At 68.4% G+C, this 25,585-nt stretch carries 21 protein-coding genes; 6 read left to right on the forward strand and 15 right to left on the reverse strand.

The genetic code is table 11. From position 1 onward, the window contains the following. Positions 1 to 125: 125 nt before the first annotated feature. Positions 126 to 1,730, reverse strand: a complete 1,605-nt coding sequence (locus OG905_RS38210) for an FAD-binding oxidoreductase (protein ID WP_328681781.1) — start codon at positions 1,728 to 1,730, stop codon at positions 126 to 128. 65 nt (positions 1,731 to 1,795) lie between these two features. Between OG905_RS38210 and OG905_RS38215 the strand changes: the two genes are divergently transcribed. Beyond that, on the forward strand, positions 1,796 to 2,434 hold the full coding sequence (locus OG905_RS38215; RefSeq protein ID WP_328681783.1) for a TetR/AcrR family transcriptional regulator: 639 nt from the start codon (positions 1,796 to 1,798) through the stop codon (positions 2,432 to 2,434). Between the two features lie 11 nt (positions 2,435 to 2,445). Continuing rightward, positions 2,446 to 2,865 (forward strand): SRPBCC family protein, encoded by a 420-nt coding sequence (locus tag OG905_RS38220; RefSeq protein ID WP_443044112.1) that lies wholly within the window; start codon positions 2,446 to 2,448, stop codon positions 2,863 to 2,865. 118 nt (positions 2,866 to 2,983) lie between these two features. Here OG905_RS38220 and OG905_RS38225 read toward each other — a convergent pair whose 3' ends face one another. Further along, positions 2,984 to 3,382 (reverse strand): DUF6221 family protein, encoded by a 399-nt coding sequence (locus tag OG905_RS38225; protein WP_328681785.1) that lies wholly within the window; start codon positions 3,380 to 3,382, stop codon positions 2,984 to 2,986. An 807-nt stretch (positions 3,383 to 4,189) separates the two neighbouring features. Here OG905_RS38225 and OG905_RS38230 point away from each other — a divergent pair. Then, positions 4,190 to 4,387: a hypothetical protein gene (locus OG905_RS38230; protein WP_328681787.1), complete on the forward strand. Its 198-nt coding sequence runs from the start codon at positions 4,190 to 4,192 to the stop codon at positions 4,385 to 4,387. A gap of 87 nt (positions 4,388 to 4,474) precedes the next feature. Here the strand turns inward: OG905_RS38230 and OG905_RS38235 are convergent, their stop codons facing one another. From OG905_RS38235 to OG905_RS38250, 4 genes are all read right to left on the reverse strand, one after another. Then, on the reverse strand, positions 4,475 to 5,050 hold the full coding sequence (locus OG905_RS38235; RefSeq protein ID WP_443044113.1) for an AMIN-like domain-containing (lipo)protein: 576 nt from the start codon (positions 5,048 to 5,050) through the stop codon (positions 4,475 to 4,477). Positions 5,051 to 5,182: 132 nt separating this feature from the next. Then, positions 5,183 to 5,614, reverse strand: a complete 432-nt coding sequence (locus OG905_RS38240; RefSeq protein ID WP_328681791.1) for a subtilase-type protease inhibitor — start codon at positions 5,612 to 5,614, stop codon at positions 5,183 to 5,185. A 679-nt stretch (positions 5,615 to 6,293) separates the two neighbouring features. Next, complete coding sequence (locus tag OG905_RS38245) at positions 6,294 to 8,270, reverse strand: DUF1996 domain-containing protein (protein WP_328681793.1); 1,977 nt, start codon at positions 8,268 to 8,270, stop codon at positions 6,294 to 6,296. A gap of 404 nt (positions 8,271 to 8,674) precedes the next feature. Continuing rightward, positions 8,675 to 8,809, reverse strand: coding sequence for a hypothetical protein (locus OG905_RS38250; RefSeq protein WP_328681794.1), 135 nt, complete (start codon positions 8,807 to 8,809; stop codon positions 8,675 to 8,677). 308 nt (positions 8,810 to 9,117) lie between these two features. On the opposite strand from OG905_RS38250, the gene OG905_RS38255 reads away from it, so the two are divergent. Further along, complete coding sequence (locus OG905_RS38255; RefSeq protein ID WP_328681796.1) at positions 9,118 to 9,984, forward strand: hypothetical protein; 867 nt, start codon at positions 9,118 to 9,120, stop codon at positions 9,982 to 9,984. 178 nt (positions 9,985 to 10,162) lie between these two features. Here the strand turns inward: OG905_RS38255 and OG905_RS38260 are convergent, their stop codons facing one another. From OG905_RS38260 to OG905_RS38280, 5 genes are all read right to left on the reverse strand, one after another. Beyond that, the gene (locus tag OG905_RS38260) at positions 10,163 to 11,392 is read right to left on the reverse strand and encodes a mannosyltransferase family protein (RefSeq protein WP_328681798.1); all 1,230 of its coding nucleotides are present in this window, start codon (positions 11,390 to 11,392) and stop codon (positions 10,163 to 10,165) included. A 32-nt stretch (positions 11,393 to 11,424) separates the two neighbouring features. Continuing rightward, positions 11,425 to 12,570, reverse strand: a complete 1,146-nt coding sequence (locus OG905_RS38265) for a glycosyltransferase family 39 protein (RefSeq protein WP_328682826.1) — start codon at positions 12,568 to 12,570, stop codon at positions 11,425 to 11,427. Positions 12,571 to 12,743: 173 nt separating this feature from the next. Beyond that, positions 12,744 to 14,024, reverse strand: a complete 1,281-nt coding sequence (locus tag OG905_RS38270; protein ID WP_328681800.1) for a bifunctional glycosyltransferase family 2/GtrA family protein — start codon at positions 14,022 to 14,024, stop codon at positions 12,744 to 12,746. A gap of 163 nt (positions 14,025 to 14,187) precedes the next feature. Beyond that, a complete protein-coding gene (locus OG905_RS38275) occupies positions 14,188 to 14,682 on the reverse strand; it encodes a hypothetical protein (protein WP_328681802.1) in 495 nt (164 codons plus the stop codon). 11 nt (positions 14,683 to 14,693) lie between these two features. Further along, positions 14,694 to 15,200, reverse strand: a complete 507-nt coding sequence (locus tag OG905_RS38280) for a SigE family RNA polymerase sigma factor (protein ID WP_328681804.1) — start codon at positions 15,198 to 15,200, stop codon at positions 14,694 to 14,696. A gap of 484 nt (positions 15,201 to 15,684) precedes the next feature. Here OG905_RS38280 and OG905_RS38285 point away from each other — a divergent pair, with 484 nt between their 5' ends. Then, positions 15,685 to 18,090, forward strand: coding sequence for an immune inhibitor A domain-containing protein (locus OG905_RS38285; RefSeq protein ID WP_328681806.1), 2,406 nt, complete (start codon positions 15,685 to 15,687; stop codon positions 18,088 to 18,090). 175 nt (positions 18,091 to 18,265) lie between these two features. Here the strand turns inward: OG905_RS38285 and OG905_RS38290 are convergent, their stop codons facing one another. Together OG905_RS38290 and OG905_RS38295 are read right to left on the reverse strand one after the other, a co-directional pair. Then, complete coding sequence (locus tag OG905_RS38290; RefSeq protein ID WP_328681808.1) at positions 18,266 to 19,294, reverse strand: TolB family protein; 1,029 nt, start codon at positions 19,292 to 19,294, stop codon at positions 18,266 to 18,268. Positions 19,295 to 19,394: 100 nt separating this feature from the next. Beyond that, on the reverse strand, positions 19,395 to 20,675 hold the full coding sequence (locus OG905_RS38295) for an MFS transporter (protein ID WP_443044043.1): 1,281 nt from the start codon (positions 20,673 to 20,675) through the stop codon (positions 19,395 to 19,397). A gap of 1,015 nt (positions 20,676 to 21,690) precedes the next feature. Between OG905_RS38295 and OG905_RS38300 the strand changes: the two genes are divergently transcribed. Next, on the forward strand, positions 21,691 to 23,268 hold the full coding sequence (locus OG905_RS38300; RefSeq protein WP_328681813.1) for an alkaline phosphatase family protein: 1,578 nt from the start codon (positions 21,691 to 21,693) through the stop codon (positions 23,266 to 23,268). Between the two features lie 396 nt (positions 23,269 to 23,664). On the opposite strand, the gene OG905_RS38305 is transcribed toward OG905_RS38300, so the two are convergent. Both OG905_RS38305 and OG905_RS38310 read right to left on the reverse strand, forming a co-directional pair. Further along, positions 23,665 to 24,279 carry a dihydrofolate reductase family protein gene (locus OG905_RS38305; RefSeq protein WP_328681814.1) on the reverse strand — a complete coding sequence of 205 codons (615 nt, stop codon included), beginning with the start codon at positions 24,277 to 24,279 and terminating at the stop codon, positions 23,665 to 23,667. Positions 24,280 to 24,682: 403 nt separating this feature from the next. Further along, positions 24,683 to 25,564, reverse strand: a complete 882-nt coding sequence (locus OG905_RS38310; RefSeq protein WP_328681815.1) for a YegS/Rv2252/BmrU family lipid kinase — start codon at positions 25,562 to 25,564, stop codon at positions 24,683 to 24,685. Between the last annotated feature and the right edge of the window lie 21 nt (positions 25,565 to 25,585).

Below are 25,585 nucleotides of genomic sequence, written 5' to 3' on the forward strand. Positions count from 1 at the left end.
TTTGTCGAACGAAGCCGACGCGCCGGCCCTTGGCGTGGCCGTCCAGCCGCACGGGCCCGCTGACGTCGAACTTGGATTTCGTGCACATCCCGGCGGTTGTGATCGTGGCTCTGCGACCACGGCTGTCAGGTGATCAGGACTCCGGGGTTGAGAATGCCGTGGGGGTCCAGAGTGTCTTTTGCGGCTCGGAGCGTGGCCGCGAACACGTCGGGGCGCTGGCGGTCGTACGCCGGGCGGTGGTCGCGTCCGATGGCGTGGTGGTGGGTGATGGTGGCTTTGTGGCGGTGCAGTACTTCGTTGGCAACCGTCTTGAGTTCGTCCCAGATGGCGACTTCGGAGCCCGGGCGGCCGGCGGCGAGGACGGTGAAGTACGGTGCGGCGCCGTCCGGGTAGACGTGGGTGATGCGGCAGTTGATGGTTGCCGGGTGACCGGTTGCCAGGTGGGCGGCGTTGCCTACTTCAGTGCGGACGGCATCGATCAGTTGCGGCAGTCGGTCCCAGGTGACTGCCGTTTCGAATGTTTCGACGATTGCGCCCATGCGGGCCAGAGCGTCTCTGAGGTAGGGCATGCGCAGGAACGCGGTGCGCCATGCGTCTACGGCCGCCCCGGCTGGCGAGCCGGGTTCGGTGGCAGGTTCTTCGGCGTGTCCACGGTGGGAGCGGGCCAGGTCTATGGCTTGTCCGAGACGGTGGTCCACGGGGGCATGAGCCGACTCGAAGCCGAGGATCAGTACCGCGGATCCGTCGTGGGAGGCACCGGCCAGGGCCGCTTCGCCGGGGTCGAGCAGGCGGCAGTTGGCGGGGTGGAGGTCGGACTGGGCGATGGACCGCAGGGCTCGTAGTGCGTCGGTGAACGAGGTGAAGGTGACGGAGGCCGCGGACTTGAAGACGGGTTTCTCCTGAAGCCGCATCCATGCCTCCGTGATGATCCCGAGAGTGCCTTCGGAGCCGAGGATGAGTCTGTCGGGGGAGGGGCCCGCACCCGAGGCGGGCAGCCGCCAGGATTCACTGGCTCCCAGGGGTGTGATGACACGCAGCGACTCGGTGAAGTCGTCGATATGAGTGCGCAGGGTGGCGTAGTGGCCGCCTGCGCGGGTGGCGAGCCAGCCGCCGAGCGTGGAGAACTCGAAGCTCTGGGGGAAGTGGCGCAAGGTGAGTCCATGCGGACGCAGTTGGGCTTCGAGGGCCGGGCCGAGTGTACCGGCCTGAATGCGTGCGGCCAGGCTCTCCTTGTCGATCTCCAGTACCCGGTTCATGCGGGTGAGGTCCAGGGAGACAACGGCGGCGTGTGCGTCACCGCGGTACTCGACGCCGCCAGTCACGGAGGACCCGCCGCCGTAGGGGACAACGGCGGCTCCTGCCTCTCCGGCCCACTCGAGCAGGCCGGCTATGTCCTGGTCGGTCTCCGGATGAGCCACGAGGTCGGGCACTCTTCCGGACCGACCTCGCAGGGCCCGCATCACGTCCCGGTATGCCTTGCCCATCGTGTGCGCAGCGCGTTGCTCCGGGTCTGCGGTGACCAGGTGGCTCAGGGAACGCGGGACCGCGACGGCCGGTGCCTGGACATGCAGGGAGGCTACGTCCGGCAGCGGCAGCGGACGCGCGAGTGTGCCGGGCAGTTGCCCGCCCAGAGCGATGCATTCGGCTTCGCCGAGCTGGGCATCGGCCCAGCCCCAGCCCCACCAGGAGCGTGCACGGTGGGGTGGGTTCGATGACTTTGATCCGGCCACAAGAAGCTCCCGTCACCATCGGTAATTTACCTAGAGGTAAATTACCGTAGGGTAAAATCAGCGTTGTGTCTTCACCCCACCGCAGAGCCGGTACGAAAGGCGTCCCCCGAGAACGCCGCAAGCAGGACATCCTGGGCGCCGCGACCGAGGAGTTCGGCCGACGCGGTTACGAGGCGGCCTCACTGGCAGCCATCGCCCAGCAGGTCGGTGTCACCAAGACCCTTCTGCATCAGTACTTCGGCACGAAGCAGGACCTGTACATCGCCTGCCTCACCCCCATCGGTGAGCGACTTCTCAGTGCGATCCGCACCGCTATGGCAGAGAGCCGTAGCACTGCGGACGTGCCCCTGGCGGTGCTCCACGCGGTCTTCACAGCCCTCGAAGGCAGCCGGGAAGCATGGCTCGTCCTCTACGACAACCGGCTTCCACCGGACAGCGAAGCCGCCCGCCTCGCAAAGGAGTACCGGGTCGGCATCGACGATCTCGCAGCCGCAGGATCAGCCGACATCCTGCGAGCAGCCCGTCTCACCGACCCCCTCGACGCCGACGCCCTCAAGTACGCCTGGCGTGGCCTTGTGACCGCACTCGTCAACTGGTGGATCCGGCACCCCGAACAGTCCCCACAAGCCATGGCCGAACGCTGTGCACGCCTGTTCACCTCCGCCGGCTCGGCCTTCGGCACCGCACACGCCCCAGGGCCGTGACCCGCAGCGAGGTGAAGAAGGTCTCAGGCCCGGTGGCTCTGTCCCGCGAAACCGGCCCACACTGGCAGGACGTGACCGCATGGCCACGTTTCCTCAGCCACGTCGAGCGCGTCGACCGCCTCGACGAGCGTCGGTTCGCGTGGTGGCTCGAGCTGCCCGGCGCGGACAAGCAGTTCATCGCCGAGCTCACCGAAGTCGCGCCGGAGGACCGGATCGCATGGAAGACGGTCGCCGGTGTTCACCACGCCGGCGTCGTCACGTTCCACCACCTCAGCGACACGACCAGCCGCGTCACGCTGCAGGTCGAGTACGAGCCCGACGGCTTCGTCGAACATTTCGGTGCGCTCACCAACCTGGACAAGACGCTGACCAACTATGACTTGGGCCAGTTCAAGCGTATGGCCGAGGAGTTCGCCGGCCGGCATGTCTGACGCACCCACGGCCCCCGGAGATCTGCCGGGCCGCGGCGGCCGACTGACACAGCAGCCGTACGACTCGCGCCGTCCTCCGTGCAGCAGGGCGGAGGGCGTCGGCGTGCCGATGCGAGCGCTACCGGGTGAACCGGGGGAGCCATTTCGCCTTGTAGCCGGGATGCCAGGCGTACTCGGCGGCCAGTTGCCGCACCGCGAAGCCGAGTCCGACTGCGCGGCCGGAAGCGAAGTCGCCGGCCGGCCGGTCGACGTCCCGGTCCGCCACGTCCAGATACTCGCCGAGCAGGACGCGATTGGTCTCGAGGCGGGCCAGCGCGCGAGCCGGGTCATGGAGCGCGATGTGCTGGTCGTAGCCGGCTCCTCTCACAGTGAACGCGATGCCGGACTTCCTGTCATGGACTTCTCCGGGCGCATCCGCCGGGCACCTCCAGTTCGCGCCGCCGGCGCTCCACGCGACCTGCTCCTCCTCGGCAAGTCGCGCTTCGATGAAGGCGACCATGTCTGCGTTGCCGGCCATGCGTCTGAGCTTCCTCTCGTGACGTGCTGTGCGGACTGCGCAGTCATTCTGGGGGATCTGGGACCCCGTGATCCAGCCCGCAGTGGCTCAGCGCCGCCGACGCGTAGCCGACCAGGGGGCCGATATGCCGACGGCACTGCGCTGAGCGCTCGCTCGGGCTCCGTCGAACGGCCTCGGACGTGGCTGGTCCGTGCGGTGTTTGTGGCGTCCGTGAAGCCTGCGGCGCGAGCGGATCCAGTCTGGCTCCGAACACAGCGGGCGACACTCCCGCGTCAATCGAAAGGGGAGTAACAGACAGCACGCACGCGGATCCTCGGTGCGTCCATGGTGTCAGCCGCCCTCGTTGGTACCACGCTCATCGCCGACAGCCCCGCCATCGCCCAGACGAAAGCGCCCGCGCGCGAGATGCACGGCTCGGGCCTCGAGACCGTGGCACGGCGTCACCGTTTAGGTGGTCGGCACCTGTGTGAAGCAGCCCGCCTGAACCGGACGGCCGGCTGGGCGGGCCCCGGGCACAGTTTCCGGGCCTCGCCTTGCGGCGAACCTCCAGGCCGCTGCTTCAGGGTCGTGTCTAACGGGCCTACCGCCCTCGGTCTCCAGCAGGGGCCCATGCCTCCGGTGCTCCGAGATCCTCGTCCGCGCTGGCGGGGGGTGAGCGTCGTGGAGAGTGCCGCGAGGGTGCGGCCCGCCTCGTCGTCCGGGCCGGCGGTGAGCGTCGCGCGCGCGATCGCCGCCCGGGCCTCGGGCGGCAGGGACGGGAGCATTCTGCGGAGGTCGTTGAGGCTTTCCTCGGGTGTGCGAGCCGCCTTGAACGCACCGAAGACGGTGCCGAGTTCAGCGTCGCTGCACGCCTGCCACAGGGCGGGCGGCGCCGTGATCGCCTACGGCCCCGACGGGAACGCCCTACCGATCGTGAAGACACCGTCGGGCAGCGAGACGGAGGCGATTCAGGTGCGCTTCAGCACCGAGCCCGGCCGGTATCTGCTTGCCTTTGACGACGACTGATGCATGACGCGGCCCAAGTACGATCCCGACGTCCTCACGGAGGCGGCCTGCTCCCCGACTTCCATCAGGCGCAGTGGGAGTTCTGGCTCACCACGTATGGGCGACGTCAACGATCAGCTTGTCGCCGGACTGGAGCACCCGGAACGGCAGCCGTGCCCTTACGCCGAGTCCCACCTGCGTCTGTCCTTCGAAGCTCGCCCCGAACCTGGCGTCCCGGAATGTCCTGTACCCGGCCACTTCCACGCCGGGCAACGGCTTGCCGGCCCTGCCGGCATACGTCGGGCGAAGCGTCAGCGGGTCATAGCTGGGAGCCGAGAGGAAGATCTGCAGAACGGCGCCCCCGCGTACGGGTATCGGGTCACCCGAGCCGTCCTGACGGAACGCCTCGACATAACCGACGTGATGGCCCACCTTGCCCGACGCGCCCGTGACATCGAAGACCATGCGGTCGAAGCACGCGCCCCGGCTCACCGTCACGTTCCTCAGCGGCACAGCACCGGCCTCAGCGGCCGACTTCACGCCGCTTCCCCACGCGGTCGAGCATGCGGAGGCGGATGCCGTCGGCCCCGTGCCCGGCATCGCGGCTCCATACGGCACCGCCGCGCCTGTCAAGCCCGCTCCCGCGAGCACCAGCGCCGCACTCACTGCCCATAAACGCTGCACAGCCTGCTCCCACTTTCCGCTATCCGTCACGTACCCGTACGTATAGGCATACACCCGAATGCCTTCGGCAAGGGCACCGATGGTGGCCGAAACCACCGATCGATGCCCTTGAGCCGCAGCACCCGGATGCCCTCAGAATTCGAAGACGCCCGATCCTTCGGCATTCTTGATGCACTGGTTGGAGAAGGTGTGCTCGTAGGTCACGCGCTTGCCGTCCCATACCCCCTGTGCGGTGACGGTTACGGGGTTGTACTCCCTGGTGCAGAAACGCGGCTGGCCACGGCTGATCTCCGCCAGGCTGCTGAAGTCGCCGTTCACCTGGGTGAGGGTGGCGCAGGCGTCCTCGGCGGCCGGGTGCGTGCCGGTCGCGTCGGGCGTACAGGTGAGGGTCACGGCGCGCTCCGGAGTCGCGGTGGCGGCGTTCTCTCCGTGTGCCGTGGTCAGGACCAGCGCCGAGGGCGCGTAGAGCGAGGAGGGCTCGGCGTGCGCGGTACCGGCCGTCGATCCCAGCATCGCTCCTGCGACGAGAACGCCGGCCGCAGTCCATCGAGTGGTCTTCCGCATGGTGCGCATCCTTCCTGGCTGTGCTGAATTGTGCGGGAACCGATCGGCGTTCTCGAGTTTGCCTAGCGCTCGCAGGAACGGCACGCGCACCCCGTGCGTTTCAGATACCTTGCGCGTTCAATCAGTGGCCGGGACGCAACGGCGCGGAAAGGGAACTTCCCTGGCGACCGTCGCCCCGCGTTCGTCCGTGCCAGGCGCGACGGCCGAATCACCCCGGATCGTATTCGGCCGGAACGGTCCGCTCCCCAGTCAATGACCGGCGTGGCTCATTGAACATCGGAAGGGTGAAGCAGGCTTCAATGCAATGCGCTTGTCACGCCGTTGAACCAACCGGCCCTGCAGAAAAGGTGGTCGAGCGCCTTGGTGAGATCCGGTCCCAAAAAGCGCCGGGGAACGCGTGCCGTGGCCGAGGCCTTCGAGGTCCACTGGCGCACCGTGCGCCAGTGGATGGACAACGCCGACGCCCACGACGGCACCTACACCCCGAGGGTCCGGCGCCCACTTCACCCCCACCCCGCCATGCGAATCGGTGTGGGGCGTCCACAGCAAGACCTCGGCGTGCCAGTGGCGTCGGGCGCTCGACGCGGCCCTCCGGAAACAGCAGAAGCCGACTCGGGATCGGCGCCCGCCCTGCCCGGACCTGAGGTGTTGGTCCGGCCAGGGCGGGAGTGGCGCCGCGTTATCGATGACGGGCGACTCCACGTGGGGTGCGACGCGTCCGGAGAAGCACGATGCCTGCGATCAGCAGCACGGCTCCCGCCGCAGAAGGCCAAAGCTGGGCGCCGGTAGCGGCAAGTCCGCCCGCTCCGGCCTGCTGCTCGCCGCCGCCGTCAGGTACGAGGTCGTTCTTGCCGACGGCCGGAGTCCTTTGCGCGCTCGGTGCGTTGGCACCGGCTCCAGTCGCATTCTTGGGCTGTTGGACGTCACCCGCGGTATTGGGAGTGCCGTGCGGGTGCGGTGTGGTGGTACCCGGCCCGGCCGCATTCTTGGGCTGCTGCACCTCACCCGCGGTATTCGGAGTGCCGTGCGCGTTCGGTGTGCCGACACCCGACCCAGCCGCATCCTCGGGCTTCTGCACGTTGTCGACGGGAAGGGCGCCGGGGTCGCCGGGGCCGCACTCTTGTCCGTCGTTGATGCAGCTCACCATGTTCCGCATGAGGTCGTCGTCGAAGACATTGATGAAGTCGCCGTGATCGGTCACCGGCTTGTGCAGCTGCTCGGGGAAGGAATCGACCGCGAACACTGCCGGGTTGTCCCCGTCGAACACCGGCGACGGCACGTCGTAGACGATCCGCTGCACGAGCTGCGGAATGGCCCGGAAGCCGTTGGGGCAGCGGCCGTTCTGGTCGGTGAAGGCCACGTGTGTTCGGTGGTTGGCACTGTCGGTGTTCTGACCGTCCCAGCAGCTCTGGAACTTGAAGGTCCGTACCACCTTGCTACCCCCGGGGCAGATCGGGTACTTGTCCTTCAGTTGACGGTCCTCAAAACCGGTGCAGCTCCAGGAGGCATTGGCGTTCGCGTTGCCGTTGACGAACGCCTTGGCATCACCCGTGATGATCCGCAGAAAACGGGGCATGGCCGTGACCTTGCCGACCGGACTTCCCGCGAAATTCAGCGTGACCTGGGCGGGAGTCTGGATCTCGCCGACGTTCTTGTCCTTGCCGCCGCCGTCGGCCTGGGCGTCGTTCTCGTTCTGCCCGTTCTGCAGGCGCAGCACGGGCCAGTAGTAGGTCGACTTGTCACCCGGGTTGCGGCACGTGGTCTGACCGTTGGCGAGATCGTCGTCGCTCGCGAACGCGTCGTTGGCCTGGTTGCCCACGTAGTCGTGCATATGGTGCGCGCCATTGCTCACGCCGGGTGCAACGATCACGTTGTCGGGATTGAATTTTTCATTCGCGTTTACGCCGCAGTCGGTCGAGAAGGTACCGCGGGAGGCGTCGCGGACCGTGCGGGGAACCTGAACGGTGGGCTGGACGGACTGGATGTCGACGAAGTCCGAGGCCTCCGGCCCGTTGCCCGCCTCGCCGCCGCTGCCGTTCTCCTGCTGGCCGTTGCCCTGCTCGCCGTTGCCGTTGCCGTTGTTCTGGCCGCCGTCGCCGTTCTGGGCGCGGCCTTGGTCCTGCCCCTGGCTGTTGCCCCCATCGGTGTCGGCCTCGTCTGCGTCATCGACTTGCAGAGTGCAAGGGGCCATTGACTCCAGTCTCTGCGGATGCTGCCCGGTCACACGGCTGATGGCTACGGCTATGCGGTCGATGCTCGCGGCGCGCTTGTCCTTCAGCGGCCCGAGGACAGCGTTCTGGGCGAACAGTGGATCCCGCTCTACTTGTTCCTTCTCGTCGGCGAAACGCTGGTAGGCCTCAGTGATCTGGCTGTCCAGCGTGGCAAGTTCGCGGTCGACTTCCGCCCTGGCTCCATCCGGCACCTCGGGCAGCCCGTTGGCAACCTCAGGACACTTGATGGTGGACGCAGAGGGGCTGGCGCTCTGGGTCTGACTCTGCTGTTGCTCGTTCCGTTCTCCCGGCCATGGCCCCCATCCTTCGCTCGCGGAGGCGTACGAGTTGGTCGCGATGAGGCCACCCCCGCCCAGCATGAGCGCGATCGAGGCAGCGACGACTCTGTTGCCCTTTTTTGAGCGTCTTCGGGCTGTATATCTCACAGGGACTCCTATGCTGCGTTGCCGGTCGACCGCCAGGGTGAGCCGACTGTGGGGGAAGCGCCGTGCTACATACGGAAGAGACCCGCGGAATGTTCAATGCGAACAGTAATTCGTCGCAACTCTCACCAAGGGGGGTGCACGGGGGAGGAATCAAGGGCTGTGCGCGGGCGCGCGGGAGACCCCACTCACGCCCAGAGCGGCCCGCCATGCGCCAGACGCTCGTCCGCCACGTTCTGGTGCTGCCTGGTCGGCCGGCCAGGCATGCGGCGTGGCAATGCCGTGATCAGCGATGAACACATGACCGGAACCGGCCGCCGCCACGGCGATGCTCCACACCCGAGTCCGGCTCCAACTGGTGAACCACAGGGGGCGGTTGGCCAGACAAGAACTCGCCGCCCGGGTCCCTAAAGCGTGTTGCAGATCCAGCTCAGCGCGTCGACCTCGTCTCCGGCCAGTTCGACGACGCCCCCTTGCTCGTCCACACCGTCGAATGGCTCGCCGTCGCCGAGGCCGGCGACACGGAGCCCCCCGGAGGCCACCGCCGACACCCTGATCCACGGCCGCCGCGCGTCCGCACCGCATCGCATGTGACAGCGATGTACGGAACGTGTCACAGGGCTCGTACCGCCAGGTGCCGCCGCTTCCCCCAAGCCCCACCGGGTGGGATGTTTACCGGCCGGAGCGGCCCGCAGTGGGCTGCAGGGGGATCGGGGTGGACACCTTGACGCGTCAACAACACCGCACGGGCAACGGCAGAACCGCCGGAGGGGCTCGGAGAATCGGCAGGACCGGCGGAAACGGCACAACGCGGCGCCGCCGGGCGGCGGTGACCGCCACGGCGCTCGCCATGGCCGTACCACTGACTCTCGGCGGCGCAGGAGACGCGGGGGCGGCGGGGGACCACCCGATCGTCTTCGCCCGCTACACCGCGGCAGCGCCCATCGAAGACCTCTACGCGATCTCCTCCAGTGGCGGCACGCCCGTCAAGCTCACCCACACCTCCACCGTCAGCGAGGTGATGCCCAGTTGGTCCCCGGACGGCAAGCGGGTGGCCTTCGTCCGCTATGGATCCGGTGGCGCCATCGACGGCATCTGGACGATGAAGACCACGGGCGGCGACCTGAAGGCCGTCCCCGGTACCAAGGGCGCCTCCGACCCGGCATGGTCCCCGGACGGCAAGCGGATCGCCTATGCCAAGCCGGTCGGCACCCAGCGCGAGATCTATGTGGCCGACATCGACGGCACCCCCGCCACCCGGCTCACCCACACCGCGGCGGACGACCTCCATCCGACGTGGTCCCCGGACGGCAAGTACCTGGCGTTCAACCGCGCGGACGCGAGCGGACACAGCAGGGTGATGCGGATCCGGCTGTCCACCCTGGCCCAGACGGCGGTCACCGGGTCCGGCTCCCACGACTGGACACCCGACTGGTCGCACAGCGGCCGGATCGCCTTCAGCCGCGTGGACTCCTCGGGCTTCGCCCATCTCTACCTCGTCCGCCCCGACGGCACCGGACTGCACCGCATCACCGCGGCCCGCCTCAACGACAAGAACCCCTCGTGGTCCCCGGACGGCAGCCGCCTGGTCTTCACCAGAGGCGGTGCCGACGACGCGGACCCCGAACACCTCTACCTGGTAAGGGCCGACGGCACGGGACCGACACAGCTCACCAAGGCCGATTCCCATGACCTGGAGGCGGACTGGCGCCCATAGAGTCGGAAAGTGTGGCCACCTGTGATGCCCCACCGCTCAGCTGAGGCGTGAAGTCACACAGGGCGTCCTCTACGGGATCTTGCGCCATCAACACGGGACCTGCGCAGTCGGGAAGCTGCAAAAGCGCAGGTAGACGAATTCCGTCGGTGGCCCTCGTCGGTGCACTGGCTGCCGAGGGTCAGCCGCTCCAGTGGCCCGACGTGAAGGTCACCGCGAGCACCACGGTCAGCGGGGCCACGGCGCCGACGTAAGCCTCCTTTACCCAGCCGCGTCGCAGGCTCCAGTGGGCCAGGCCGGTCCACAGGGGCCACCAGAGCAGGGTGGCGCGGGGGATGGACAGATACCAGTACGACGTCCCCAGGGCCCAGAGGGTGAGCGCGATGTAGACGGCCTCCGGCCAGCGGCGGCGGTACAGCAGCCAGGCCATCAGCAGGAGCCCGGTCGCCATCGCGGCCAGCTCCAGTTGGAACTCCCAGGCGTAGCCGGTGGTCTGGAGGTGGTCGAAGGCGTTGTGCCAGGTGTTCGGGAACGCTTCGGCGGGGGTGTGGAAGTTTCGGTTCCAGCCGCGTTCCTGGGCGTGCTTCCAGGCCATCCAGTCGCCGGTGTGCGCGTACAGGTAGGCGGTGTATGCCGCGGCGGGCAGGACGGGCAGCGCGCACCAGAACAGGGAGCGCAGGCGCCGGTGCACGCGGCGGTCGTCGTGGGCCAACAGGAATTCGACCGTGATCGCGGCGGCCAGGAACAGACCGCTGATCCGGGCGGTGGTGGCCGCGGCGGTGAGGAGACCAGCGAGGGGCCACTTGCGGTTCTTCGCCGCGAGCCAGGCCGGCAGCGCGAACGCCAGGAAGAGGGATTCCGTGTAACCGACGGCCAGGAACACCGCGGCCGGCGACAACAGCAGGAAACCCGCGGCCCGTTGGCCGGCCAGGGTCCTGTCCGGTCGGCAGAGTCCGGCGATCCGGGCCAGGGCAACGACGGCCACCGCACCGCTCACCAGGGAGATCAGCAGGCCGGCCACGGTCCAGTCGGTGATGACGGTGTGTACGGCGCGCAAGGTGAGCGGGAAGCCCGGGAAGAACGCCACCAGCTTGCCGGATGCTCCTTCGTCCACCGGGAAGGGGTCGAAGTATCCGTACTCGGCTATGTGTTGATAGTGCGCCCAGTCCCACTGCTCCCAGCGGGACAGCCAGCGGGCGGGTGTCTTGGCGTCGGATCCGGCGGGCGACAGCCAGGAAGTGCAGTAGGCGACGAGCCACAGCCCGAGGCGCGTGAACAGATAGAGCCGTAGCACCCGGAGGTCCGCGGGGGGCAACCGGTCGAGCAGCCGTCGCCGCACCGGAGCAACCGGGGGCTTCTTCCCTGTGGGGCTTAAAGGGTTCCGCTCGGCGACGGGCAGGGTCGTGGTCATCGGGCATCCATTCCTGAGTCCGTGTCCGTCGGCTACGGGACGCCGAGTTCGAAGAGGGCATAGCCCGCGTACGAGCCGGAGGCCAGGGCCGCGATGCCGAGCAGCGTGAACTGGTGGATCGCGCTGAGGCGGCGCAGGGCGAGGGCGAGCGGGAGGAAGAGCGGGAAGACGGGGAGCAGATAGCGGGAGACGTTGCCGAATATCTGCTGGCTGCCCAGGACGAGGACGAGGGTCAGGACGGTGTAGACCACCAGTACGGCCGGGGGACGCAGCCGGATCAGCAGTGGGAGCAGCGCGAGTGCGAGCAGGACGACACCGACGCCGATCAGGTCCGCGAAGGGCCATGCGGAGAGGTAGTCGGAGTGGCCCACCGGGACGGACGTGAGGACGTCGAGGGTGTGCCGGCCGTAGTCGAACTCGTGGGCCCAGGCGCCGGACTGGAGCTTGAAGTAGCCTGCGTAGTCACCCATTTGGTGACCCACCCAGCCCAGGTAGGAGATGAGGCCGAGCGGTGCGACGGCCATCGCGGCCAGCGGACGCAGGACGCCGTCCCGGTCCCGGTGCCGGCGGAGTGCGAGCAGGGCGGCGACAGCCAGGGCGGCGATCAGTGCCACGGCGGTGGGGCGGTTGAGCCCGGCCGCGCAGGTGAGGAGACCCGCGGCGAGCCAGCGGCGGCTCATGACGGCATGGCAGGCCCAAACGGCCAGGGCCACGTAGAGGGAGTCGGAGTAGACCGCCCACTCCACACCGGAACCGGGCCAGACGGCCCACAGTCCGGCCGCGGCCAGCCCGGCCCGTCTGCCTCCGAACCGCGCGGTGACGGCGTAGATTCCGAGGGCGGCGACGATGGAGGCGACCACGGAGACCAGCAGGCCGGCGCCGTACAGGCCGAGGCCGGTGACCTCGGAGACCAGCCGCATCAGCGCCGGGTAGAGCGGGAAGAACGCGGCTGAGTTGCCCTTGAGGGTGATCAGGCCGGTGGCTCCGGGGATCTGGACGAGTCCGGGGTGGTACCCGTGCTCGGCGATCTGCTGGTACCACCAGCCGTCCCAGGTGGCCAGGACGTCCCACGGGTGGTCGCCGCCGCCGAAACGCGGGTGCTTCTCCCGGTAGTCCCCGGCGGAGTACAGCAGGTACATGAAGACGGAGAAGCCGATGAGTTTCAGCGTGCCGTACATGGCCAGTACGGGGCCGTAGCGCTTGGCTGCACGGCGCAGCAGCCCCCACTGGTCGGGAGGGCGATGGCCAAGGGGCTCGTCCGACAGCCTCCGGTTCAGGGCACTCGTGTGGGGGGTGGGCGGGTGAGTGTCGGTCGTCCGGGCGGCGGTTGCATCCATGCCGGTGGTCTTCATCAGGCCACCGACCCTGTCCGGTCACGACGCGGCCCGGCGCGGAACACCCATGCCCGGAAGAGCAGAAACCGCAGCAATGACGCTGCCAGGTCGGCGACGACCAGTACGGCGAGTTCGGTGCGGTGCGCTGCCGAGGGCACCGCGTGGTGCAGGGCGGCGAGCGATCCACTGGTGAGCGCCAGTCCGGCCAGGAAGACGACCAGCCCCCTGCCCTGGTGGTGCAGCGCACCGCCGCGGCCGCGCAGCCCGAAGGTGAGCCGCCTGTTCGCGGCCGTGTTGGCGACGGCACAGACCAGCAGCGCGAGCGCGTTGGCGGCCTGGGATCCCGCCGTCGGGCGCAACGCCGCGTAGAGCAGCAGGTGTCCGAGGGTGCGCACCGCTCCTACGGTGGCGAAGCGCGCGAGTTGGGTGGCCGGGCCGTCCGGCGGCTCGCCGCCGCCGCTGCGGTGCAGCGTGACCGGCAGGAGTGTGCCGCGGGCCAGCGCCGCGCTGATCCTGGCGATGCCGCGCAGGTCGCCCAGTGCCGTGGCGAGGATGTCGACCCGGCTGTCGGGATCGTCCACCCAGTCGACAGGCACCTCGTGGATACGCAGCCCAGCCCGCTCGGCGATCACCAGCAGTTCGGTGTCGAAGAACCACCCGGAGTCCCGCACCAGAGGCAGCAGCCGCTCGGCCACATCACGCCGCACCGCCTTGAAACCGCACTGCGCGTCGGAGAATCCCACGGCGAGGGTGGAGCGCAGGAGGACGTTGTAGCAGCGGGAGGTGATCTCCCGTTTGAGGCCGCGCACCACCCGGGAACCGGGGGCCAGGCGGGTGCCGATGGCAACGTCGGAGTGCCCGGAGATCAGTGGGGCGACGAGCGGCAGCAGCGCGGCCAGTTCCGTGGACAGGTCCACGTCCACGTACGCGAGCACCGGGGCCCGCGACTGCGACCAGGCGGCGCGCAGCGCCCGGCCGCGCCCCTTTTCAGCCAGCCGCAGCCACTGCGCTTCGGGTAGTTCGTCGGCCAGCCGGGCGGCGATCTGCGGGGTCCGGTCCGTGCTGGCGTTGTCGGCGACGGTGATACGGAACGGATAGGGGAAGGTCCCGCGCAGGTGTGCGTGGAGCCGCCGCACGCTCGGCTCCAGATCCGTCTCCTCGTTGAACACCGGGACGACCACGTCCAGGACGGGCTCCGGGTGGTGCGCCGGCACCGGTGCGCGTTGCGGCAGAGGGTTCAGATCCTGAACCGGGACCCGGTTCATGTCCTTCAGGGCGAACAGCCCTTGATTTTGCATGATTTGTCCTTGTTGTGCTCTGATGCAGGGCATGCCGAAGGCACTCGGGGCGGTGCGTTCCGGGGAGCCGGGGTTACGGATTACTGATGCCGGCCGCGCGTTACGGGGTGTGGGTCGCGGGCTTACGGATTCCGGGGGCGGGTTCGGAGCCCCGCCGGAGGCCCTATCCGGACCCGGGCGACGGCGGCGGGCTTTGCGTGGTCGCCGTGCCCGAAGGCGTGGGTGGCGTCGAGAACGGTGGCGTGGTGACCGCGCTCCCGAACGGAGTGCCGGAGGTCGCGGTCGAACTGCCGGTAGTGGCAGGCGGCGTGACCGGGTTGGTCACATCCGGGAGCGTGGTGGCGGTGGAGGTGGCCGAGGAGGAGGGCGCGCTCGGGGACACCTCCGGCGTCGGGCCAGGCGCGGAGGGCGATGGGCTCGTCGCGGGCTGTGGACGGGGACCGCTGGGCTCGACCCGGTCCGAGGCGTGGGGCAGAAGGAGCAGCCCGACGGCGATTCCGGCGACGGCCAGGGCCGAGCCGGCAGCCCGCTGTGCGGCCCGGGTGCGACGGCGTGCCGAAACGCCTGCCTGGAGGCGTTCGCGGTGCTTCGGCTCGAAGGATGCGGGTTCCTGGGTGTCGCGCATCAACTGCGCCAGCCGCCGCTCGAAGTGATCCATGGTTTCCCCCTTCACCACACCTGGTCGACGACATCGACCAGGATGTGCCGCAGCCGCGCCACTCCACGTGCGGCATGAGACCGAGCCGTTCCCACCGGGCAGCCCAGCACCTCCGCCACCTGCCGCTCGGGCAGATCCTGGTAATAGCGCAGCACCACAGCCACCCGCTGCCTCGGCGGCAACTGACCCAGCGCGGTCTCCAGTCGAGAGCGCTCCACCACGTCCGCGGACAGATCACCCGCCATCGCCTTCTCGGGCAGCCGTTCGACGGGGCGTTCACCCCACCAACGCCGCAGGCCCGAGCGTGCCGCCGCGCGCACCATCACTTTGCGGACGTACGCCTCCGGTGCGTCCTCCGCGACCTTCGGCCAGACGAACCAGAGCTTGACCAAGGACTCCTGCAACAGATCCTCGGCCCGATGCCGATCGCCCCCGACGAGTAGACGGGCGAGGTGGACCAACGCCGACCAGCGGGCCGCCACGAACTCGTCGAACTCACCGGCCCGAGCCTGCTCCATCCGCACCCCCCACTCTCGCCAGTTGCCTACACCATGGGAAAGGCACTGGCACGCGCCTCGCTATGCACCCACTGCCCGTGATCTGGATCACACGATTGCCGCACAAGGCCGCGGACCACGCCTGCACCGCACACCGAACCTCTGGCAGCGCTTCGCCATCACGGGGGTGACCTTCAGCACCCGACGGCCGGGGGTCTAGTGCCCTTCCAGTGGTGCACGGGGGTAGGTGTATCGCCCGAGGTGAGGACGAGTTCAACGTCGTGCGTGACGGCTCGTCTGCGGTTCCTGGACCCGAGCCTCGCGCATGCAATTTACCCCCTGCCCAACACTGCTCACTGGCCATCCGAGAGATGCCCATGCCCCACACCGAGATCATCACGGCATGAGGGGTGGCCAGGAGCTCAGTTCTAAGACGCGCCTCAGGTCTTGTTCCTTCCCGTTCCCGTGCTGTGCAATGTCACACATCACACAGGAGGCTGCCTTGATGCATCAGAGACGTACCAATCCGTCCGTTACCCTGCTCGCCGCGACGGCCATGCTGGCCGGATTCGCCCTGGCCGCCGTGCCCTCGGCGGCCGACGCCGCCCCCGCCGACCCTGCTGTCGACGATGTGGCCGCCACAGCCGATCCCGGCGCGGACCTCGGCCCCGACGAGCACGACCTGCCTGGCCCCTTCACCAAGGAGAACCGGGCCCAGCGCAAAGAAGCACTCGAGCAGGTGCTCTCGGGCAAGGCTTCCGTCGAGAAGCGCGGCGCCTCCCAGGTCGTGCGCCTGGGTAAGGGGAAGTACGCCGAGCTCGGCCGTGAGAAGACCGACAGGATATTCGTCATCCTCGCCGAGTTCGGTGACACGGTCGACAACACGACCACCTACGACCCGGACGGCGCCGGTCCCAAGCCGCCGGTGGTCAAGTACGGCGGCGAGCCCGGGCCGGCCCACAATCAGATCGCGCGGCCGGACCCGACCATGGACAACTCCACCGCCTGGCAGGCCGACTACGACCGCGACCACTTCCAGGACCTGTACTTCTCGCACGACGCCTCCAAGGAGTCGGTGGCCAAGTACTACGAGCGGCAGTCCTCGGGCCGCTACTCCGTGGACGGCACGGTCGTCGACTGGGTGAAGATCCCCTTCAACGAGGCCCGCTACGGCTCCGACTTCTGCGGCGCACGCATCTGCGACAACGTCCAGGACCTGGTCCGCGACGCCGCCAACGCCTGGGTGGCCGGCCAGAAGGCCAAGGGCCGTACCGACCAGCAGATCAAGGCCGACCTCGCCTCCTACGACCAGTGGGACCGCAACGACTACGACGGCGACGGCGACTTCAACGAGCCCGACGGATACATCGACCACTTCCAGATCGTCCACGCCGGCGAGGACCAGTCCGCCGGCGGCGGCGCCCAGGGGAGCAACGCCATCTGGGCCCATCGCAGTTACGTCTACGGACAGAACGCCGGCAGGACCGGTCCGGCGGGCAACAAGGGCGGCGGCACCCCCATCGGCGACACCGGCCTGTGGGTCGGCGACTACACGATGCAGCCCGAGAACGGCGGCCTCGGTGTCTACGCCCACGAGTACGGCCACGACCTCGGCCTGCCCGACCACTACGACACCAGCGGCACCGGCGAATCCTCCTCCGGCTCCTGGAGCGTGATGTCGCAGGGCTCCTGGCTCGGCCGAGGAAAGGGCGTCATCGGCGACCTGCCCGGCGACATGAACGCATGGGACAAGCTTCAACTGGGCTGGCTCGACCATGACACCGCCAAGGCCGCCACCGAGGGCACCTACAAGCTCGGTTACGCCGAGTTCAACAGCAAGGACCCGCAGGCCCTGGTCGTCGACCTGCCCGACAAGCAGGTCGCGACCCCCATCACCACCCCCGCCCAGGGCGGCAGGCAGTGGTGGTCGGGCATGGGCGACAAGCTGACCACCACCCTCACCCGCCCCCTCGACCTCACCGGCAAGGCCACCGCCGCCCTCACCCTCAAGGGCTGGTGGGACATCGAGCAGGACTGGGACTTCCTCTACACCGAGGCTTCCACCGACGGCGGCACCACCTGGACCGCCCTGAACGGCACCGCCGACGGCGCGTCCATCGGCCACGACGGCGCCGGCAGGCCCGCCCTGACCGGCACGGGCGGCGCCTACAAGAACCTGGCCTACGACCTGACCGCCTACGCCGGCCAGAAGATCGACGTCAGGTTCCGCTACGCCACCGACGAAGCCGTCCAGGGCAAGGGCTTCGCCGCCGACATCATCACCGTCACCGCCGACGGCGCCGCCGTGCTCGCCGACGACGCCGAGGGCGGCGACAACGGCTGGACCGCGAGCGGCTTCTCCCGCATCGGCGAGGCATTCATCAGCCGGTACCCGCAGTACTACATCGCCGAGAACCGCCAGTACGTCTCCTATGACACCACCCTGCAGACCGGCCCGTACAACTTCGGCTGGCGCTCCACCCGCCCGCGGTGGGTGGAGCACTACCCCTTCCAGAACGGCCTGCTCATCTCGCTGTGGGACACCTCCCAGCCGGACAACAACGTCGGCCAGCACCCCGGCCACGGCGAGATCCTGCCCGTCGATGCCCACCCGACCCCGCTGCGCTGGCCCGACGGCACGCTGATGAGCAACCTGACCCAGACCTTCGACTCGCCCTTCGGCCTCCAGCCGACCGACGCCTTCACGCTGCACCGCAACGGCGTCGAGGTGCGGGTGCCCACGGCGCCTGGCGTGCCGGTCTTCGACGACCACCACGGTGACCGCTACTACGACCCGGCCAACCCCACCAGCGGCGTGATCGTCCCGGACACCAATACCAGGATCACCGTCCTGAACGAGGCCGGCGACGGCCACCATGTCGTCCTGGCGGTCGAACCCTCCGACGGCTGACGGCGATCGGTCCGGCCCGCCGCGGGCACCGCCCCTCACGTCGCACGACCTGACGAGGTGGCAGGCGGTGTCCGCGGTCCGGCCGAGCAGGACCCAGGCGACTGCGACCGGAGCCCGTCGCCACATCTCCTGCAATCCGAGGGCGAGGTGGGACTGCGCAGGTGGTTTCCGGCGGTCAACCGATGAAAGCCGGTGCCAAGGCCGCGCTCGCCAGCTGTATTGGTGCCCCGCTGCCATCGGCGGGCACGGTCCATAGGTCCGTCCCGAATTTCCCGGGCCTGGCATAGACGAGGGTTGTGTCGGCGGCCCACACCGCCTGGTCGTCGATGTTGCTGTGTTCGGCCGTTGCGGTCTCGGTCATGGTCCGCAGGTCCAGCACATACAGCCGCCAGGGTGAGTCGGCCGGGAGGCCGGGCACCCGCTTCTTGTAGGCGATCCGGGTGCCGTCGGGAGAGAGCGAGGGGCATTCCACGTTGCCGTGCACGGTCGTCAGCGTCTGCGCCGCGATGTCGCCTGCCGCCAGATAGGTCTGCCCGCGGGTGGACACCGTGGCGTAGAAGTGGCCATCGTCGGCGAAGGTCACGCCCCAGACGTTCACATCGAGGGACCGGTACCCGTGGCCGTCCACCTTCAGGTCGTACTCCTCCAGGGTGTCCTGCAGCTTCCAGGTGCGGGTGTCCAGGATGGATGTGCGCGTGGAGAAAGCTGTGGCGCCGTAGGAGTCCCCCTTGACGAAGACCGTCCATGCGACCAGGTGCCCTGACGGCGAGACCCGGGCCCGGCTTGGGACCCCTGCCAGTGGGTAGCTGCGCCGTTCGTTCAGCCGCTCGTCGAGGACCACCGCTCGGTAGCTGTCCCGCAGCGGCCCTTGCGCGCCCCGCAGACAGATCCCGGTGCCGCCCGCGGCGAAGAAGCGCAGGCACTTCACCCCCGACGTGGCGCGCTGTGCGTCGGGCCGTTCGGCAGGCACCGAGGCGAGTTCGTCGCGGTGTGGGCCGTAGGCCATGTTGCGGAAGATCATGCGCCGTCCCGCGCCCGCAGGCGCGGCCAGCGACACCCGGCCGTCCGCGACTGCCGGTCCGCCCGGCTGCGGCCGAGCGCGGCGGTCGGCCCGTTCGGCGGCATGGTGCACGGCGAAGGCGGCGATCGAACCCAGCAGGAGAACGGCGGTGAGCAAAGTGAGAAAGCGGCTCTTGCGGGTCATCAGGCACTGCCTTTCCGATGGGGCCGAGCCGGCCATTCGCAGGGTTGGCTCACCCAGGGGTGTCGGGTGCGGGAGAAGCCAAGGCGGTTCGGCAACGGCGTCACGAAGCGCTCTCCGTCGTCACCCGGCTGCCGGTGGGGCGCAGTACGACCATCGCGGCCGCTGTGCACACAGCGAGCGCACCCGTGGCGGTGGCAAGTGCGATGCCGGTGCCCCAGGCGGACCAGAGGGCACCGAAGGCGAGTGAGCCGGCGAAGCGGGCCAGCGCCTGGCCGGTACCGACCAGGGCGAGTCCCGTGCCGCGCTGGGCCGGAGGGAGGGTGTCGGCCGCGGCCGCAGCCAGCACCCCGTCCGTGGCGGCATAAAACGCCCCGTGCAGCACGAGCACTGGCAGGACCCCCGTCCAACCGTCTGAGAGCGGCACCAGCAGCAATCCGTACCCGACGAGCAGCAGGAGATGGCCAATGGGAAAGAGCCGGCGTCGGCCGATCCGGTCGGCGGCCGCGCCCAGCGGCACGGCGAGCACCAGAAATGCTGCGGCAGTGCCGAGCGGCAGGAGGGGCAGGAGATGCCCGGGAAGACCGAGTCGGCGCTGGATCAGCAAGTACAGGAAGGAGTCACTGACTGTGGTCAGCCCCAGCAGTACCGCGCAGCCGGTCAGGCGCCGCAGTTCACTCAGCCGCAGCAGCCCCAACGCGGCCCGCCATCCGCGCTCGTGCCCGGACGGCCGGGCAGCACCGGGCACTCTCCCCCGGTGTCCGGGGACGAAGAGCAGCAGGATCAGTACACCCAGTGCGGCAATGCACCCGCTCACCGCGAACACCGCGTCGTAGCCGTCAACCGCCAGGCGCAGCAGGGCGAAGGCGACCAGGGGTCCGAGCAGCGCTCCGGTGGTGTCCATGGCCCTGTGCACACCGAAGGCCCTGCCCCGCTGTGCGGGTTCGGTGGCCAGCGAGATCATGGCGTCCCGGGGGGCGGTGCGCAGCCCCTTACCGGTGCGGTCCACCGCCAACACGGCACCGATGAGCGGCCCGGTATGGACGAGCAGGAGCAGTGGCTTGCACAAGGCGGACAGCCCGTATCCCGCGGCGGCTACGGCCTTGTGGCGGTTTCCGCCCCGGTCGCCGAGGTGTCCGCCGAGCAGCCGTACCAGCGCGCCGGCCCCGTTGTAGATCCCGTCCAGGAAGCCGAAGCCGAGCGGGGACAGGCCGAGCCCGGTCACCAGGTACAGCGGCATGATGGCGGTGACCATCTCCGACGACACATCGGTGGCCAGGCTGACGGCCCCGAGCGCCAGCACGGTGCCGGGCACGGCAGACCGCCGTCCAACGCCGGTGCCGGTGGGCGGTGGAGGAGTACTACGACTGTCAGAGAGGTACAACGGCATCACTTTCTGGCGCGGGCCGTCCGTTGGTCAATCAGCGTGATGTGCGGGAACCGCTGTGTCGAGCCCCTGGAGTCAGAGACTGCCGCGGTTCCGACCAGCTGGGCCGGGGCGAAGCCGATGGCATCACCTCTCCTGCAGCACGCCCGGAAGGCCTCATGGGTGGAGTAGGCGTGTGCAATGGAGGGCCCGGACGCAGGGTGCCTCTCTGCGACGCCGTTGAATGGAACGGAAATTGAACGGAGGCGAAATTGGATGGAACGGAACGCGTGGAGCGAGCCGGTGGATTCTGAGGAACGATCCGATCCTGAGCCTCGAACCGTCCGACGAACGGGCGTTGTCCGACCAAGCGGGGACAAGTAACTCATGCCGCGAGCCCCGGGACCGGTCCCTGGTGGTGGCGGGATGACAGCCGCCGCTCCGGCGCCAGTTGACTGCGACGAACGCCTCCGAGGCGATGGGCTCGACGTCGGCGGATTGGCGGCGTTCGGCAGGCCTGCGGCCACAGGAGCGATCCTGGCGGCACCCACCGCCCGAGGAGAACGGCGCCCGCACAGCCGCCCTTTCGGGCAGAACGATCAGTAGCCGTGCACCGTGTGGGGTGCGCGCGGTTGCCATCGCACCAGATCACCTCGGTAAAGACACGCCTAACATTTCGTTGCGCTATGTGAATTCGAGCGCACCCATTGAAACAGCCTGAGTCGGGGAATAGAGTACGGCCGACCGATAGCCAGGTCGGCGGTGGCGTTGCGGCGGAAACCGGCACATTCGCGTAATCGGCCTCGACGCCGTCAGCACGCCATCCCTGAACTGGCTACCCCTGCACTGGTGATAGACGCGCGACGTGCCCGCAATCGAGGGCGGGCCGCGCCCCCAAAGGCCCCTGGTGAGCCAACCACCCTGGGGCCACATCCCCCCATTTGTCATGCACGCGGCCCCCACGAGGAGTGGAGACATGGCTGGCTCCCGTAGACGCAGACCGTTCAGGCTTCTGTGTTGGTTGATCACGCCGATGGCGTTGCTCGTAGCGTTTCTCGCTGTACCTTCGGCTTCGGCCGCTACGGACACGATCACCCTTGACAAGACGACGTACATGCAAGGGAACACGATCAACGTCACGTACACCACCACGGCCAACAACAACAACTGGGTGGGCATCTACAAGGCGGGTGACACACCCGGGTCGGCCGCCGCGATCAAGTGGGCGTATGCCAGGAGTTCCTCGGGGACGCTGACCTTCGCCGGCAGTGGTGCCCCGGGCACGACCGAGGGGGACAGCAACCAGGCTGCAGGCACCACCCTGATTCCGGGGGAGTATGTGGCCTACCTCCTGTGGAACAACGGCTACACCCAACTGGCCAACCGCCACTTCTGGGTTGGGCCTACGCTGGGCCTGGACAAGTCCAGCTACGCGGCCGGGGAAACCATCACAGCCAAGTACAGCGTGCCGGACCAGTGGGGACCCAAGAACAACTGGATCGGCATCTACAAGGAGAATGACACGCCCGGATCAGGTAGTTCCGTCGCATGGAAATATGCGACCGGCGCCTCGGGGACGGTGACCCTCTCGACGAGCGGCCTGGCGTCCGGGGGCTATGTGGCCTACTACCTGTACAACGACGGATACAGCACCGACCTGGCCACCGACCCCAAGCTCGGCGATCTGTACAGCGTACCGGTGCACTTCTATGTCGGTTCGCCCCCCTCGACGGCGGGCACGGTTCCGGCGCTGGACCACGTCTTCATGGTCATGATGGAGAACAAGGCACCCAGCGACATCTTCGGCACGAGCAACAACAAGCCCAACTGTGCCTCTCCCAGTACGGCGCCCGCGCCCTACCTGTCCCAGCTCGCCTGCGGCAACATCACGCTCACGAACTCGCACGGCCTCATGCACCCGAGCGACCCCAACTACGTCGCACTGGCCGCCGCCCAAGTGGGCATCCAGGGCAACAACTTCTCCTACGTGCACAGCGTCGGAGGCATCAACACGAAGCACCTCGGCTCGATCACCGAGGATGCGGGCAAGACATGGAAGGGCTACATCGAGGGCACGAGCAGCAGCTGCGACCTCACGGCCAACGGCCCGTATGACCCCGATGACCTGCCGTTCCTCTACTTCAAGGGCGTGGGGAACGACACCACGTACTGCCAGAACCATCTGAAGCCGATCTCGCAGTTCTGGACGGACCTCCGGAGCACGTCGACCACGCCGAATTACGTGTGGTTCGTACCCAACAGCAACAACACCATGCACAACAACTGCAGCCCCAACATCCAGACGTGCGTGAGCGCCGGTGACAACTGGATGAAGAACAACCTGCCGACGCTGCTGAACTCCCCCGCGTTCAAGACACAGAAGTCGCTGCTGATCATCACCTGGGACGAGGACAGGTACTGGACGTCCGCCAACCCCATTCCCACGATCATCGTCGGCTCCCCGAACCTGCTGAAGGCGGCAGGATCGACGTCGAACACCTACTACAACCACTACAACGTGACCCGGACGGTCGAGGATGCGCTCGGCCTGACCCGCATGACCTCCAACGACACGAACGCCATCCCGATCTACGACATCTGGGCCTCGTAACCGGGCGTCTCGCCACGTCCTGGTGAACCCCCCACCCGCGGCACCGGCATCGACACCATGCTCGATGCCGGTGCCGCGGGCATGTCCGCCCAACGGCCCTGAGTGCCACTGGCCGAGGAGCCGGTCCACCTGTGCCGAGTGAAGACTCGGGTTCGAGCCGGCGAGCTGGGCCATTCCTCCGCGGGAGTGCCGTGCACCCGAGGATGATCGGCGTCCGTGCGGTGTTCATGGATCTAGTTGCAACAGGTGTGGTGCTATGCCTGATTCGGGTGAGTGCCTGTCTTCGATCCCCGAAGTGGGGGGCGTGTGGTCAGGAGTGACTGCTGAAGCACATGAAGAACGGCCGCCCACCGGGGCGCCGTTGACTGCTCGATGTGAAGTTCCGCAACGAGGTCGTCAGAGGACGTCGTAGGTCAGGTGTGTCGCGGTCGTTGTCGAGGTCACGCTCCGCTGCACCAGCGTGCGCGGCGTTCCGCCGGTGAACAGTGGTGTCCCGGCGCCCAGTACGACGGGCGCGAGGTGGAGCGTCAGCGCGTCGACCAGCCCGGCGTCGAGCGCCGAGCCGATCGTGGCGCCGCCGCCCATGAGGACGACGTCGAGGTCCTTGCGGCTGTCCGACGAGGCTACCTCGGCGCGCTCGCGGGCGGCGGTGACGGCGTCGTGCAGGCCGGTGGTGACGAACGTCCAGTCGAGGTCGGTGAGCCGCACCGATTCCGGCGGTGAGCTTGTCACGACGATGAACGCGGGCTTGCCGACTTCGCCGGCGCCGTAGCCGGACTTGTCGTCCCAGCCGTTCGGCCCATCGACCAGGTCGAAGAGATGGCGGCCGAGGACGACGGCGCCCGAGCGGGCGGTCGCCTCGCGCAGGACCCGGCGGTCTTCGGGGTCGTCGGAAAACGCCCAGGTGTGCAGGGCTTCGCCGCCGGTGCCCAGACCGTTGTCCGGGCCGGGGTCGGGCCCGGTGACGAAGCCGTCGAGGGAGACCGAGATGTCAGCGATGATTCGAGTCATGCTAGAGCCCACTTCCTCTTGACCAGCCGGAATAGCACCATATGTCCCTCCCTTGGTAGGGGAGTATGCCCGGCGGTCTCGTGTCGCAGGGAGTAGGCGGGAGGAGTCGGTGGCTGTGAGAGTTCAGGCGGCCTGGGTGATGTGGGGTGGTTGGCGGGCAGGCGGATCATGCCAACACCCACGCGGGGCCACGTTGTTCGCCACCGCATGGACGAGGAACATCGGCACCGCGGTCAGCACCTTGTTGATCCGGATCTCGCCCGCACGGCCTGCACCAGGGCCCGGCACGAGGACCTGGCGCCGGCCACCGTTGCCGGGCGTCCGCTTCAGATCGGTTCGGGTGACGGGAGTGTGTGAGTGGGTGGTGGCCCCCCGGCTCGGGGGGCCTGCCGTGTCCTGGCTGTCAGGCGAGGATGTTGAGTGCCCCGGGCTGGATTCTGACGGTGACCGGGAGTGTTGCGTCGACTTCGCCGTCCGTGCCGTAGGGGATGTCCCGGTCGGCATCGATGCGGATTTCTTTGCCGCGTAGTACCTCTACCTGTGGTCGCTGCAGATGGGCGCCTGTTTTGAGTTCGTTCATCATGGTGAAGAAGAGCCGTTTGGGCGCGTGTTGGATGACGACGATGTCGAGGAGGCCGTCGTCGAGCTGCGCGTCCGGGGCGATATGGCGGCCGAACCCGTAGAAGCCCGAGTTTGCGGCGACGACGGTGTAGCCGCGCCGCTCGTGCATCACGCCGTCGACCGTGATGCGGTAGGCGGCGGGCCGCCAGGTCACTACGGCCCGTAGTCCGCCCGCGTAGTACGAGGCGGCGCCGCGCAGCAGCCGGGAGGTGTTGGCGTGCCGGTTGGCCACTGCGTCGACGCCCGCGTACACGCTGCCCAGTACGGATGTCCGGTCATGGACGGCTGATTCGACTTCGATGGTGTCGATCGGCCGGGGTGTGCCGTGCAGCAGTACCTCGGCGAGGGCCGAGGGGTTGGTGGGCAGCGTGAGCGCGCGGGCGAAGTCGTTGCCGCGGCCGGCCGGTACGAGCCCGAACACGGTGTCCGTGCCGCTGAGCGCTCCGCCGATGCTGCCGGCTATGCCGTCGCCGCCGACGGCGAGCACGATGTGCCCTTGCTCGCCGGCCTGCCGCGCCAGCTCCCGAGCGTGTTCCAGGCTGCGGCTGTAATGGGTGTCGATCTGTGCCCCGGCCTCCCGCAGGAGGCGGGCCAGCGGTAGCAGGGCCGCCGTACCGCTGGAACCCCCTGCGGCGGGGTTGACGACCGCGGTGAACTGTCGCATGTGTGCGCCTTTCGGACGGCA

This window comes from Streptomyces sp. NBC_00322 (assembly GCF_036147535.1).
Lineage (GTDB): Bacteria > Actinomycetota > Actinomycetes > Streptomycetales > Streptomycetaceae > Streptomyces.